Annotated in this window: 10 protein-coding genes and 2 pseudogenes; 8 read left to right on the forward strand and 4 right to left on the reverse strand. The window is 61.9% G+C overall.

What is annotated here, in order from left to right; translation table 11 throughout:
• Positions 1–20: 20 nt before the first annotated feature.
• Positions 21–911, forward strand: coding sequence for a LysR family transcriptional regulator (locus tag AC244Q_RS27225; protein ID WP_128408312.1), 891 nt, complete (start codon positions 21–23; stop codon positions 909–911).
• A gap of 271 nt (positions 912–1,182) precedes the next feature.
• Complete coding sequence (locus AC244Q_RS27230) at positions 1,183–2,103, forward strand: ArdC family protein (RefSeq protein ID WP_128408311.1); 921 nt, start codon at positions 1,183–1,185, stop codon at positions 2,101–2,103.
• 63 nt (positions 2,104–2,166) lie between these two features.
• On the opposite strand, the gene AC244Q_RS27235 is transcribed toward AC244Q_RS27230, so the two are convergent.
• From AC244Q_RS27235 to AC244Q_RS27245, 3 genes and pseudogenes are all read right to left on the reverse strand, one after another.
• On the reverse strand, positions 2,167–2,412 hold the full coding sequence (locus tag AC244Q_RS27235) for a WGR domain-containing protein (protein ID WP_128408310.1): 246 nt from the start codon (positions 2,410–2,412) through the stop codon (positions 2,167–2,169).
• Between the two features lie 119 nt (positions 2,413–2,531).
• Positions 2,532–4,200, reverse strand: a pseudogene (locus tag AC244Q_RS27240) (type IV secretory system conjugative DNA transfer family protein).
• A complete protein-coding gene (locus AC244Q_RS27245) occupies positions 4,197–4,508 on the reverse strand; it encodes a mobilization protein (RefSeq protein ID WP_128408295.1) in 312 nt (103 codons plus the stop codon). The pseudogene AC244Q_RS27240 and the gene AC244Q_RS27245 overlap by 4 nt, the downstream one beginning before the upstream one ends.
• A 287-nt stretch (positions 4,509–4,795) precedes the next feature.
• On the opposite strand from AC244Q_RS27245, the gene traA reads away from it, so the two are divergent.
• Positions 4,796–8,083 carry a Ti-type conjugative transfer relaxase TraA gene (gene traA / locus AC244Q_RS27250; RefSeq protein WP_487764153.1) on the forward strand — a complete coding sequence of 1,096 codons (3,288 nt, stop codon included), beginning with the start codon at positions 4,796–4,798 and terminating at the stop codon, positions 8,081–8,083.
• A gap of 263 nt (positions 8,084–8,346) precedes the next feature.
• Positions 8,347–8,682, forward strand: a pseudogene (locus AC244Q_RS27255) (methyl-accepting chemotaxis protein); the annotation flags it as partial.
• Between the two features lie 170 nt (positions 8,683–8,852).
• Here the strand turns inward: AC244Q_RS27255 and AC244Q_RS27260 are convergent.
• Complete coding sequence (locus tag AC244Q_RS27260; protein WP_017996413.1) at positions 8,853–9,704, reverse strand: sugar phosphate isomerase/epimerase family protein; 852 nt, start codon at positions 9,702–9,704, stop codon at positions 8,853–8,855.
• A 345-nt stretch (positions 9,705–10,049) separates the two neighbouring features.
• Here AC244Q_RS27260 and AC244Q_RS27265 point away from each other — a divergent pair, with 345 nt between their 5' ends.
• From AC244Q_RS27265 to AC244Q_RS27280, 4 genes are read left to right on the forward strand one after another with little or no spacing between them, the layout of a single operon-like run.
• On the forward strand, positions 10,050–10,937 hold the full coding sequence (locus AC244Q_RS27265; RefSeq protein ID WP_012755374.1) for a sugar phosphate isomerase/epimerase family protein: 888 nt from the start codon (positions 10,050–10,052) through the stop codon (positions 10,935–10,937).
• Positions 10,938–10,996: 59 nt separating this feature from the next.
• On the forward strand, positions 10,997–12,166 hold the full coding sequence (locus AC244Q_RS27270; protein ID WP_003562969.1) for a mandelate racemase/muconate lactonizing enzyme family protein: 1,170 nt from the start codon (positions 10,997–10,999) through the stop codon (positions 12,164–12,166).
• 2 nt (positions 12,167–12,168) lie between these two features.
• Positions 12,169–12,858: a FadR/GntR family transcriptional regulator gene (locus tag AC244Q_RS27275; protein ID WP_003562968.1), complete on the forward strand. Its 690-nt coding sequence runs from the start codon at positions 12,169–12,171 to the stop codon at positions 12,856–12,858.
• Positions 12,859–12,883: 25 nt separating this feature from the next.
• Positions 12,884–13,858 (forward strand): hydroxyacid dehydrogenase, encoded by a 975-nt coding sequence (locus AC244Q_RS27280; protein ID WP_128407341.1) that lies wholly within the window; start codon positions 12,884–12,886, stop codon positions 13,856–13,858.
• The last annotated feature ends 14 nt before the right edge of the window (positions 13,859–13,872 follow it).

The raw sequence follows: 13,872 nt of genomic DNA on the forward strand, positions 1-13,872 counted from the left end.
AAGATCGAAAGAAAATCTGCATGGAATTACGCCAGCTCTCCTACTTCGTCGCGGTGGCCGAGGAACTGCATTTCGGCCGGGCGGCCGCCAAGGTGCGCATCGCCCAGCCTGCGTTGTCCAACCATGTGCAGGCGCTTGAACGGGAGCTCGGCTGCGCGCTGTTCATCCGCTCGACCAGACGGGTGGAACTGACGCGGGCAGGGGAGATCTTCCACGAGCGCTGCGTCGGCATCCTCAGCGAGGTCGATCTGTCCGCCGAGATCACCAGGGCGGTGGCCGGCAAGACGATAAGGCAGATCAGGATCGGCACCGTCTATCCGGCGACCACCGGCGTGCTGCCGGCGTTCCTTGGAAAGATCGCCCGCAAGTACCCGGATATCCGTATCCATATTTCCAGCGGCAATACCGGCGACATCATCCGCGGCCTGGAAAACGGCCAGATCAATCTCGGCTTCATCCGGCCGGTGGAAAACATCGGCTCGCTGCGCTTCTCCTCGATCGCCCATGAGCGGTATCTGCTGGCGGTTTCCCGTACCAACCGGCTGGCGGAACAGGCGGAGATCGTCATCGACGACCTGCGCGGGGAGAAGATCATCGCCTTCAATCGCAAGAACCTCTCCTACACAGAGCGGTACTTCAACGAGAAGTTCGAGGAATACGATCTGACCCGCAACATCGCCTATAGCTGCGACGACACCTATTCGCTGGTGTCGCTGGTCTCGGCAGGCCTTGGCATCGGCTTTGCGCCGGAATGGACCGAGGGCCTGCCGAACCGGGCGTTCGAGCTGAAGGCGGTCAGAGGCATCGACTTCAGGATCGGGCTTGGTGTTGCCTGGAGCAAGGACGATCCAACCGCCTCGCGCGACGACATCGTCGATATCGCCCGCTCACTGGCGCGGCCGGGCAAGTAAGCGATCTGCGCCGCGGTTCAGCGGTGACGCGAGCGACGTGATGCCGCCTCGCGGGATCTGCCACGTCTGCCTCCGTCAAAACCTTCCACTTAGATTGCGGCCATCGCGTCCTGCCCCGGCTTTTGGTCCTGCCAGGCTCGCGCCGCCGGCAACGGCTTTGCCGTCCTCCACTGCGTTTCGGCCCCGCGGGGTGCAGGCAGCGCTTGCAGCCCGGCTTTCGGACCGCCGTAGCAGGTCGCGATGGCCGCGACCTCGAGACGGAGGTTCCAACATGAGCAGGCAGCAATCCAATCAACGATCCGATATCCACAGCCGCATCACCAACACGATCATCGCCGATCTCGAAGGCGGCGTGCGGCCATGGACCAAACCCTGGACGACGGGACATGCGGCAAGTGAGGTCGGCCGGCCACTGCGCCACAACGGCCAGCCCTATTCCGGGATCAACGTCCTGCTGCTGTGGTCGCAAGCCATCGCCCGTGGCTTTGCCTCATCACGCTGGATGACGTTTCGCCAGGCCATCGAACTCGGTGGCGCGGTGCGCAAGGGCGAAACCGGCACGACCGTGGTCTTTGCCAGTTCGTTCATCCGCACCGAGGCGACAGACACGGGCAGCGAGATCGAACAGGATGTTCCATTCCTCAAGGCCTACACGGTGTTCAACACCGATCAGATCGCCGGTCTTAACGGGCGCTTTGACGACATCGCACCTCACCAGGATCCGATGAGCCGCATTGGCGATGCCGGCCGCTTCTTTGCCAATACCGGCGCGCTGATCCGGCATGGAGGGTCGGCTGCCTATTATGCCGCTCAGCGTGACTACATCCAGATGCCATGCCTGGATGCCTTCAGGGACGATGCGTCTTACGTCGCCATCCTCAGCCACGAGATGACGCACTGGACCGCCGCACCGCGACGGCTTGATCGCGATCTCAGCCGCTACGCGAAAGACCGGAGCGAACGCGCCCGCGAGGAGCTGATTGCCGAACTCGGCAGCGCGTTTCTCTGCGCCGATCTCGGCATCGTTCCAGAGCTTGAACCGCGTCCCGACCACGCCAGCTATCTCGATAGCTGGCTGAAGGTTCTGGCCAACGACAAGCGCGCCATCTTCTCGGCGGCAGCACATGCGCAGCGCGCCGTCGACTATCTGCATTCCCTGCAGCCGGAACTCGATGAGGAGGAGGCGGCGTAAGCCGTCTCTTCCTTCACTCAACCGTCCCTTCCTTCACTCAGGCATGAGAGATGCGGATGTCGATCACTGCAGCGGAAGGTAGCCTCTCGATCGCTTCCTGCGCAAAAGGCTGAGCAGGAGATCGACGGCTTTTGCCTCGCTGTCGAAGACATGGATCTTCTGCTGCCCGCGACTGCCGATGCGTCCCCAGCTGCGCACCAGCGATGTCCCGCCGAAGAGGTTCGGCTCGATCGACAGCGCATAAAAGCGGGCCATGTTCTTCGATGGATCGATGCGTTCGATGTAGAGACGATAGGGCTGAACTGTCATGCCGGCAGAATCGCAAAGACCAGGCGGCGGCGTCCAACGACATTTGTGAATCGGTTGGGCCCGATCGATTCATCGGGGTGATGTGAACCGCATGTCGCTCCGGCCTTATCTCTCCTGGCTTATCTGTCCTGCTTGCCGAACAATCCGGCGAATTCCGGATCGGCATAATAGCGCAACTTTGTCGCAACGATCGGCCGCTGGCCTGCGATGAACAACAGCTCGGTGTTGGCATGCATGTTGCGCACTTCGTCGGGCGTCAGCAGCGGCCGGCCGACATGCTGCTCGGCAAAGGAGAGGCCGGTCTTTTCCGAATCGAGCGCGCGTGCCGCCGTGTTGAAGACGACCGTCTCCTGGCCAAGCAGATCGGAGACCAGACGGGCGCTGTCGTGATCGTTGACGCCGAACACCTGCAGCACGCCGGCGTTGGATAAAAACGTGCCGGCACGCTGGCCATAGGTGGCGCGCAGCTGATGAATGTCCTGGATGATCGGCCAGAGTTGCACACCGTAACCTGCCATCAATCCCATGGCCCGTTCGATCGGCGCCAGATGACCAAGGGCGGCAAACTCGTCGAGCAGATAGAGAACCGGCAGCGTGGATGGATGCGGCGAGGGTGGCGTTCGCGCCATCTCGGTCAGGCTCTGGGCCACCAGCAGACGCAGCCAACGCGAGTAGGCGGCAAGCCTGTCCGGCGGCAAGACCAGGAACACGGTCGCCTTGTCTGCCTTGAGGTCACTGAACCGAAAATCCGATCGCCCCAGCACCCCGGTCATGCGCGGGCTGTCGAGGAAATGCGTGTGTCGTTGGGCTGCCGACAGCACGCCGCTGGCTTCACGGTCCGACTTGCCGAGATGACGATTGGCGGCACGCGCAATCAATCCATTGACCGCATCATTCCCCTGCATCTCATGAAGCAGATTCTGGAATGCCGCCGGCGCCAGCGTCAGCAAATGCCTGAGCGTGGTCAGCGTGCGCCTGTCGTCTGGCTGGCTGGCGATCACGTGCAGCAGCAATCCCGCGATCAGTGCCTTGGCTTCCTCGTTCCAATGGGCGTCACCTGAAAGACCAGGTTCGTCGAACACCAGTGCGTCGGCTAGTGTCGTTGCATCATCGGCGACATCGACGCTGTCTGGATCAACGCCGCCCATCGGATTGAAGGCAGCCGAAGGTCTGCCGGTGATGCCGAACGGATCGAGAATATGAACCGGCCCGAAGTTCTCTCGTGCATCACCGGCGATGATCGCATTCTCGCCTTTCGGATCGATGCAGATGATCGAGCGGTCGGCGGTCAGAAGGTTGGGGATGATGGTGCCGACACCCTTGCCGCTGCGCGTCGGCGCCATGGTCAGAAGATGAGCCGGTCCGCTATAGCGAAGAAGCCGGCCGGAGTTGTTCGCACGGCCGATCAGCAGTCCGCCTTCTGCCTTGGTGAGCGGCGCAATCTCTCTGCGGCCGGCAAAGCGCGCCGACCCATGCGTGTCGTCGCTGGGTGATCAACGGTACCGACAAAAACCGGATAAGCAGCACGATGGCAAAGGCCATCACCACCCAATCGCCGACATGCCAGATGACGTCACCTCTGCTGCTGCCAAGGATCACGCGTCTGAGGTAGTCGATCCCGAAGTAGCCGGTGACGATGACGATGACATAGCCGACCGCACCCTTCAGGAACGACTTGGCATATCGAAGCGGAAAGCTGATGAACGCGACGATCGCCCAGAGCGGATCGCGGGCCGCCATGCGCATCATGTTCCGGAGAGCGATTTTAATCTGGTTGGCATGGATCATGATGCCGCGCTCCCGTTGCCGATATTGCTGATAGACGGGTCGTGCGGCCGTGGTTCGAGCAGATCGTCGAACAGATCCCGGTCGCCATCGCGGGTGAGGAACTTTGGCAGTTCCGATCTGAGCCAGGCTGCCAGTCCTGCGCCGATCTGCACATCGCGATCATTCTCCAGCCGATGCAGCACCAGTGCGCCGATCAACACCTTGCGGCGGGTGTCGATGGCGCGCTCCTGCTTGCCGAGACGGATCTGCAATGTCTTGCGCTGGGCTTCGAGCTGCGCCAGCCGCTCGCCGATGGTTTTGCGTGCCACGATGATCTTCTCCCGTGTTCCTGTTCAGCCATTGGCCGCGGCGATGAACGGATGATCAGAGCCGCCGGCGTGCCTAGATCGAAGTTGTCTCGAAGAGCGGCGCTTCGAAACCCGCAAATCTGCGCGTGGAAGCAACCGGCTGAACGGCTTACGAGGTCATCGGGAGATTGCCGCGTGCTCCCACCAGTGCCCGAAGGAGCCAAGCGACGACGGCACAAGGGCGCACTTACGAGTTGCCGGGCAACTCAAAGCGCGGGCCGGCAGCCCGCTAACCAAGGGGACAAGCGATGGCGATCTATCATCTCAGCATGAAGCCGATCGCCCGCAGCGGTGGCCGCAGTGCCGTGGCGTCCGCCGCCTATCGTGCGGCTGAGCGGCTGACGAACGAGCGTGATGGGCTGACCCATGATTTTAGCAACAGGAAAGGTGTCGAGCATGCCGAGATCGTCTTGCCGACTGGGTCTTCCTCCTATTGGGCGATGAAGCGATCGGCCTTGTGGAATGCTGCCGAGCGTGCCGAGAAACGCAGTGACGCCCGGATTGCCCGGGAATTCGAAATCGCGCTGCCGCACGAATTGAGTTCCGACCAGCGACTGGTGCTGACGCGGGCCTTTGCCGAAGATCTCGCCAATCGTTATGGCGCTGCCGTCGACTTCGCGATCCATCGGCCGGGTGAGGGAAGCGATATCAGAAACAGCCATGCGCATCTGATGATGACGACGCGTGAGGTGAGGGAAACCGGTCTTGGCGACAAGACGTTGCTTGAGCGGGAGAACAGATGGCTTCTCGCCAATCACCTGCCGCCATCGCAGCTGCAGCTGAAGGATCTCAGACAGGCCTGGGAGCATCTTGCCAACACGCACCTTGAGAGGGCAGGCCTCGATATCCGTATCGACAACCGTTCGCATCTGGAAGCCGGGATCACGATCGAGCCGAGCGAACATGTCGGTGTGCATGCCACTCAGATCAATCGCCAGGGTGGGGCAGTGTCGCGCGTGCGCATCTCACCGCAATCGGCCGATCGCAATGCCGAGATCATTCGCCGGCGACCCGAAGAGATATTGAAGCTGATTACCAACGAGAAGAGCGTCTTCAGCCGTTATGACATTGCCAGGGCTCTGCATCGCACTATCAATGACGATCCGCAGACCTTCCAGAACGCCTTTGCATCGGTGATGGCGTCAAAAGCCCTCGTCGAGCTGAGACCCGACAGTTCAAGCCTTCGCGGTCGTGACGGCGAGGCACGCTATTCGACGGTCGAGATGGTGGCGATCGAGGGTGCGATGGCAACAGCCACTGTTGCGATGAAGACGCGCCAAAACCACGCTGTGGCGAAGCGCTATGTCGATGCTGCAATCGCCGATCAGGACAGATCGATCCAGGCGGGAAATCCTTCACCGGGGCAGGGGCTGTCGGCGGAACAGCGCCAGGCGATCGAGCATGTCACGGGTCCCGGTCAGATCGCCGTGGTGATCGGCTTTGCCGGTGCCGGCAAGAGCACGATGCTGGCGGCTGCCCGGCACGCCTGGGAAGCGCAAGGTTATCGCGTTCATGGTGCGGCGTTGGCCGGCAAGGCCGCGGAAGGCCTGGAGCAATCGTCCGGCATATCGAGCCGCACCTTGGCGTCGTGGGAATACTCCTGGCAGGCCGATCGCGGTCGGCTGAATGCTCGTGACGTGTTCGTCATCGACGAGGGCGGCATGGTCGGCAGTCGTCAGCTTGCCCGCTTCGTCGACGAGGTCAAACGGGCCGGCGCCAAGCTCGTCCTGGTCGGTGACCATGAACAGCTTCAGGCGATCGGAGCGGGCGCGCCGTTTCGGGCAATCGCCGAAGCCGTCGGCCATGCGCAACTGTCGGAAGTCCGACGGCAAAGAACTGATTGGCAAAAGCAGGCTTCGATCGACTTCGCCTCGCATCGGACTGCCGACGGGCTTGCTGCCTACGAGGCACATGGCAACCTTCATCTGAAGACGGATCGCGCTGAAACCCTGAAGGCGATCATTGCCGATTACGTCGCTGACCGATCGGCCAATCCCAACGACACGCGCATTGCGATGGCCCATCGGCGGATAGATGTGGCTGCGATCAATGCCGGCATTCGTGCTCGGTTGCAGGAGCGCGGTGAGCTCTCAAGAAGCACCGGCACCTCGGATGATCGTGGTGAGGAACTCACCTACCAGACCAACAATGGGAAGCGATCCTTCGCACGCGGCGATCGCATCGTCTTCCTGGAGAACGATCGTGATCTCGGCGTCAAGAATGGCATGCTGGGCGAGGTGATCGCCGTCCAACCGGACGCAATACAGGTTCGGCTTGACGGCAAGGCGCAGACGCAAGATGGGCAACGCCAGGTGACCGTACCGGTCAATCGTTACCAATCCTTTGATCACGGCTACGCGACGACGATCCACAAGACGCAAGGCGCTACCGTCGACCGGAGTTTTGTTCTCGCTTCGACGACGATGGACCGGCATCTGACCTATGTGGCGATGACCCGTCATCGTGAGGAGGTGCAGCTTTATGCGGGGCTCGATGCGTTCAAGACGGAGCGATCCCTGACAGAGACACTGAGCCGCTCAGGCGTCAAGGAGACGACGCTTGACTATACCCATGACTTCGCCAATCGGCGCGGCATGGAGGATCGCCGGGGGCAGGGCGAGAGTGATGTCGCATCTCACGAAATCAGCAAAGGGATACAGCCCATTCCGGACACGGCGGTTCCCAAGCCAATGCAAGAACCGCGGCCGCACGCAGCCCGCAGCATCGCCGATGGCGGCTCTTCGCACCAGGACCCCAATGTCGATGGACGTCGCGATGAACGCCGCGTGCTCGTTGCGGCGGTTAAGACCTATGCGATGAGCGTCGAAGCGGTCGGACGGTCAAGGGCAATGCCGGCATTCGAACGAGATTGGGCCGCGGCAAAGCAGCTTGCGCCGCAGGTGTTCAACGACGCGCCAGCGGCAATGGACGTGTTGCGCGGCCGCATCCTGGATGAGAATGCAGATCCGGTCGCGCTCGCCAGTCAACTCAGCACTTCGCCCGAGACGATCGGTGCGCTCGCCGGCAAGACAGGCCTGTTCGGAGACAACGCTGAACGCAAACACGCGCTTTCGCGGATCGATGCGCTGGCTTCACATGTTCGCCAATCCGCCAACAGCTGGCAGCGTCGCCTTGAGGCCGAATGCGGCTCGGAGCGCTGGAAGCGGGAAAAGCAGGACGTCGTCGAGGTTCTGGGGCCGAGCCGCCGGAGCGAAGCGCTGCTGCGCCAGCTCGACGATCTCCCCTATAGCGACAAGGCAAAGTTCGTCGAACGACTGGCCGGGACACCGGAGGGCCGTCAAGCGCTTGCCGAGGCGAAGGACATCGCTACTGCGATCGAAACGCGCTTCGGTCGCGCCGATCCCGCAGATCTCGCGGATCAGCTGAAGCGAGTGGGACCCGATCGGGATGGTGACGTCGAGCGTATCCGCGAGGTTGCTCGCCTTGCCGACCGCAGTCATCGTGCGGAGCTCACCCGGCAGATGGAGTTGAAGCGGTCGCTGAAGCGGGGCAAGTCCTTGGGGCTTGGGATGTAGATGTTTGGGTCGGACCAGGGATTTCGAGGAGGCTCAAGCTACCTCTCAGAGACTCTGGGCTTGCATCCTCAGCGTTGGGGTTTGAGCTTCATCGCTCCCCTGCCAGAGCGCTTCTGCTGGTCCACACCGCGACGACCGAGGAATTGCGGGCGATCCCGAAGCCTATTGCTTGAATTGGCTGCTGGAGGAGGTGTCGATGTCGATTAACACGGCGGCTGCCGGCGGCAATGCAAGCCTTATTGCCATCAGCTGAGTAACAAGACGCATCGCAGGTCGGCATAGGCGTCCAACTCGTCGAGGAGACCGGCCAGGCGCTTTCATCCATCATGGAACACTTCACCTCGATCAATGGGCTGGTGCAAGTCATCTCGTCTTCGACGACCACGCAATACAAGGGGATCGACGAGGTCAACAATGCCGTTCGTGATGTCGAACACATCACCCAGCACAATGCCGCCATGGTGGAGGAAAACACCTCGGAGATTCATCGGCTCCGGCATCAGGTGGAAGTGTTGAACGAAAGAATCTCCCACTTTCAGACCACCGATATCCGCAAGGCATCGCCCGCCGCCCGCCCGCCGATGTCCCTGGTTTCCTGACGGGATGTCTCCTGAGCGGACGCCTTCGGAAATCTCTTCGATTTGCAAGGGAATCGGGCCGCTCGATGAGAGCAGGCAGAAGGTGATTGCTCAGGCGTAAGGCGTGGCCTGCCAGTGCAGCGTTCAGCCCGATGGTTCCCTGATCGACCGCGGCGAGAATCGGTTGGTATTCATGCCGCCGCGTGCCATCCATCGCGGATATGGCGGTAGCCTTCGCGATAGACCGCTTCCGGTGTCTCGGAAAAGTCGCGCCAGACCTTTGTCGCGGCGGCGAGTTCCTTGAGTGCCCGACCGAAGGCCTCGATTGTCAGCCACCCATCATAGCCGCTCGCGCGTAGCGCCCGGAACGTCTCCGCCCAGGGAATGTTGCCGCGCCCGGGTACGCCGCGGTCGTTCTCCGAAATGTGGACATGCACGATGCGGTCACTGTTTCGCATGAACGCGCCAATGGGATCGGCTTCTTCGATATTGCTGTGGAACGTGTCGTACATGGCGCGGATATGCGGATGTCCGACCGCGTCGATATGGGCCGCAAGATCGTCCATCGTGTTGAACAGGTAGCATTCGAAGCGGTTCAGCGCCTCAAGCCCGATCGTGATGCCATGCTTTGCTGCATGATCGCCGATCGCGCGTTGCGAGTAAACCGAGCGCTTGAGTTCCGCGGCGCTCGGCCCGCTGCCGGAAAATTTGCCGAGCGTCGAATGTAGCGGGCCGCTCAGCATCGTCGCGCCGAGCGCATCGCTGCAGTCGATGGCCCATTTCATGTAGTCGATGCCGCGCCTGCGGGTCGCGTTGTCGGCGGCGATCAGGTTCATCTGCGGATCGCCCATGGCGGAAACGGCGGTCCGTTCCAGGCCGATCCGGTCAAGTATGTCCGCCAGCCGATGGTAGTCGTCGGGTGTGCCCGAAAAGATCGGGATCTCGACACCGTCAAACCCCGTGTCCTTGATATCGCGTAACAGTGCCTCGTGTTTCCGGCCGACACTTGTCGTCCAGAGGAACATGCACATGCCGATCTTCATCTCCCCTCCACTTGGCCTGCGGCCACTCCGAGATGCTTTCAACGTCCTATCACTTTTCCAGATCTGGTCATACCAAATCTTCGAATCTGGTCAAGCCAGTTTATTACGCGCTTGGGGTGCCGGATTCGTACGTAAGCGAGAAATTCGAGATTAAATACCGACCGGCTAAAGAAATATCGACCTTCTGGCTCCGTCTTGCAGAGGTTCAAGAATTGAGCTAGAGCTTTAAAATAACGAGAATTGGCCAAACCAGATTGCCGAGGATGGCGAGAGCGGCCAACGATAACACAACATTTGGCCGCCCGATTGGCGGTGGACCGTGCTGCAACTATCTGGGAGGACCTCATGCATCTTTCGACACATAACTGGATGCGGGCCGAGCCGCTCGCCGTCACGCTGAAGCGCATCAAGAAATATGGCTACGAAAGCATCGAGATATCCGGCGAGCCGGCGCAGTACGACGTCAACGAGACGCGGGCGCTGCTGAAAGAGCATGGCATCCGCTGCTGGGGCGCCGTTACGCTGACGCTCGGCGAGCGCAATCTTGCCGCCAGGGATGAAGGCCAGCGCGCCAGGTCGGTGGACTATGTCAAGAGCGTCATCACCATGGTCAGCGAACTCGAGGGCGAGATCGTCACCCTAGTGCCGGCGACCGTCGGCAAGGTGGTGCCGGATGGCACCGAGGAGGAAGAGTGGACATGGGTGGTGGACGCTACCAAGGAGTGTTTTGCCCATGCTCAGAAGAGGGGCGTGCGCATTGCCGTCGAGCCACTCAACCGTTTCGAGACCTATTTCTTCAACCGTGCCGCCCAAGCGCTGGCGCTCGCCGATGCCGTCAGCCCCGAATGCGGGGTTTGCCTTGATGCCTTCCACCTGAACATCGAGGAGGAAGACATGTATGAAGCGATCCGGCTCGCTGGAAAGCGCCTGTTCGATTTCCACGTCGCCGATAACAATCGTTTTGCCGCCGGCCTCGGACAGCTCGACTGGCCGAAGATCATCGGCACGCTGAAGGAGATCGGGTACGACGGCGCCGTCACCAACGAATTCGTCGCTCCGGTCGACCGCACGCCGGCCTCAAAATATCCGGACATGGTCGAGCGCAACCCCGTCGATATTCCCCCGGAGCAACTGAAATTTATCCAGGACCACGGCTCGAGTCTTCTCACTGAGAAGTTCTACGACGATCAGATGCGGATCACCGCCGAGACGATCCTGCCGCTGATCAAGTAACGAACGGAAAGACAAATGCCCTGCGGCTCGCGGGCCGTGAGGGGCAGGGGATCCGAGACATGCGCATCAAGACCGTAGAGGCCTGGTGGATTAAAATTCCCATCGAGGCGAGCCGTCAGCACCGCAGCGACTTCGGCCGTCTGACGACCTTCGATAGTGCGATCCTGCGGATCGAAACGGACGACGGCATCGTTGGCTGGGGAGAGGGCAAGAATGCCGCGGGCAGTTCGGGCACCTATGGCACGCTGGTCCACATGCTCAATCACGAGATTGGGCCGAAGCTCATCGACCGCGATCCCGCCGACATCTCCACCATTTGGGAGATGCTCTATAACGGCGTACGCCACGAGACGGCGGCGAGTTCGGGTCACGCCATGCCCGAGATCGCGCGGCGCGGCCTTTCCGTCGCGGCGATCAGCGCGGTCGACATAGCGCTCTGGGACATTCTCGGCAAGTCGCTCGGCGTCCCCGTCTGGAAGCTGCTGGGTGGGCGCAAGGCGGACAGGTTGCCCGCCTATGCCTCGGGCGGTTGGGAGAGCGTGGACCGGATCGGCGAACAGCTCCGGTCCTATGTCGCGGCCGGTGGTTTCAAGTCGGTCAAGATGCGTGTCGGTGCGATGGATCGTGCGCTGCATGTCTCGGCATCGCGCGTGCGGGCGGCTCGCAAGGCAATCGGCCCCGACGTCGACCTGATGGTCGATGCGCACGGCACTTATACTGTTGCGGAGGCAAAGCGCTTCATCCAGATGGTCGCCGATTGCGACCTCGCCTGGTTCGAGGAGCCGGTGATAGCGGATGACAAGCCGGGCATGGCGGAGGTGCGCGCGGCTGGGAACGTGCCGATCGCTGCGGGCGAGAGCGAGGCGACGCGTTTCGCTTTCCGAGATCTTGCCATGCTTCGGGCCGCCGACATATTCCAGCCGGATCCCGCCTTCTGCGGCGGCATTACGGAGGCGATGCGCATCAGTTCGCTCGCCAGCGCCTTCAACCTCCGTTTCGCGCCGCATCTATGGGCCGGCGCGCCCTGCTTCTTCTCCGGCCTGCACTTGTGCGCGGCCTCTCCGGCAAGCTTCATCATCGAATATTCGCTCGGCGCCAATCCGATGATCCACGATCTTGTCGAGGACACTGTGTCGGTGAAGGACGGTATGGTAGAGATCCCGGACAGGCCTGGCCTGGGCTTCACGATCAATCAGCGGGTCCTGGAGACTCACGCGCAAAGACAGTGACGATGAAAGAAAACTCCCTCCTCTCCGATCTCGCAGCCCACCTGTTCTCGAACTCGAGCGGCAACGGCCGTACGCCTTCGGAGCGAGAGCTTGCGGAGCATTTCGGCGTCAGCCGGGGCCAGGTTCGCGAGGCACTGGCCATTCTTGAGGCAATGCGCATCGTCGAGCGCCGGGCCAAGTCGGGTATTTATCTGACGACCACGGAGGCGAGCGTGGAGGCAATGGCACTCTTTGCCCGCGCCGGCGTGCCACTTGACCCTATCCTGATCTACGAGACCGTGGAGCTTCGCAAGATCCATGAGATCAAGGCCGCGGAACTCGCATGCAATCGGGCGACGGAGGAGAATTACCAGCACTTGCGCGATATCCTCGCCGCGTCGGAGGCGAAGCTTGCCGCCGGCGAGGGGCTGGCGCGCGAGGACCGGGATTTTCATTTGGAGATCGTCCGGGCCACCAAAAATAGCGTCTTCCATCGGGTGTGCAGCGTCTATTACGTCATGGGCGAGCACCGCCTGCCGATCTATTTTGCCGACGCCGCCCGCAGCCGGCGCTCGCATGAGGAGCATATCCGCATCTACGAGGCGCTGCTTGCCCGAGACGGCAATCTCGCCCAGGCGCTGATGAGCGCGCATCTTCAAGGTGCGGAAAGCTATTGGAAGGGCCTTATCGGCGGTCCAGCGACGGCAGCTTGATAGGCGTAACCGGCGGGGAGGGCCGATGAGCTTCATCTTTTCCACACATCCCCTGCACCCTGCGGCCAGGTCCATGCTCGAGGCTGCGGGTGATCTGCGCGTCGCTTCCGCGCCCGATCCCGAAACATTGCTGCGAGAAGGCCGCGGCGCGGGCATCCTCGTCATACGAGCGCCGATCCCGCCGGCCTTCTTCGAGGATGCGCCGGCGCTTCGCGCGGCGATCCGCCATGGTGCCGGGCTCGACATGGTGCCGATGGATGCAGCGACCCGCGCCGGCGTGCTTGTCGCCAATGTCCCGGGCGCCAATGCCTCGACTGTCGCCGAGCACGTCTTCCTTGTGACACTGGCCCTGCTTCGGCGCTTCCGCCTGATGGACCGCGAACTGCGTCAGAACGGCTGGGTGGCGGGCCGCGCCCGATCGGACGCGGCCGTCGACCTCGCCGGCCGCACCATCGGCATCGTCGGCATGGGCAATGTCGGCAAGGCGATCTTCAAGATCGCGAAGTTCGGCTTCGGCTTGGAGGTGGTGGTCACGAGCCGGTCGCCGGAAAGCGTGCCGGACGGCGTGCGTTTCCTGACGATCGATGAGCTTGTAGCGACGGCCGACATCGTGGTGCTCTGCTGCCCGCTGACGCCGGAGACGACCGGCTTGCTCAACGCCGGTCGCATCCGGCGCATGAAGCCCGCGGCCATTCTGGTCAACGTCTCGCGCGGCCCGGTGATCGATGATGCGGCGTTGGTCGAGGCGCTGCGCGATGGTCGCGTCGGCGGAGCCGCGCTCGACGTCTTCGCAACGCAGCCGCTGCCGCTCGACCATCCCTATTTCGGCTTTGACAACGTCATCGTCACGCCGCATCTGGCTGGTCTGACGGAAGAGAGCATGATGCGCATGGGAACAGGCGCGGCGAGCGAAGCCCTGCGCGTCATCAAGGGCGACTTGCCCGTCAATTTGTGCAATCCCGAAGTGGTAGAACACTACCGCCGGCGCTTTCCCGCATAGCGCCTCGTCGCGAC

The sequence above is a fragment of the Rhizobium sp. CB2179 genome, assembly GCF_057653455.1.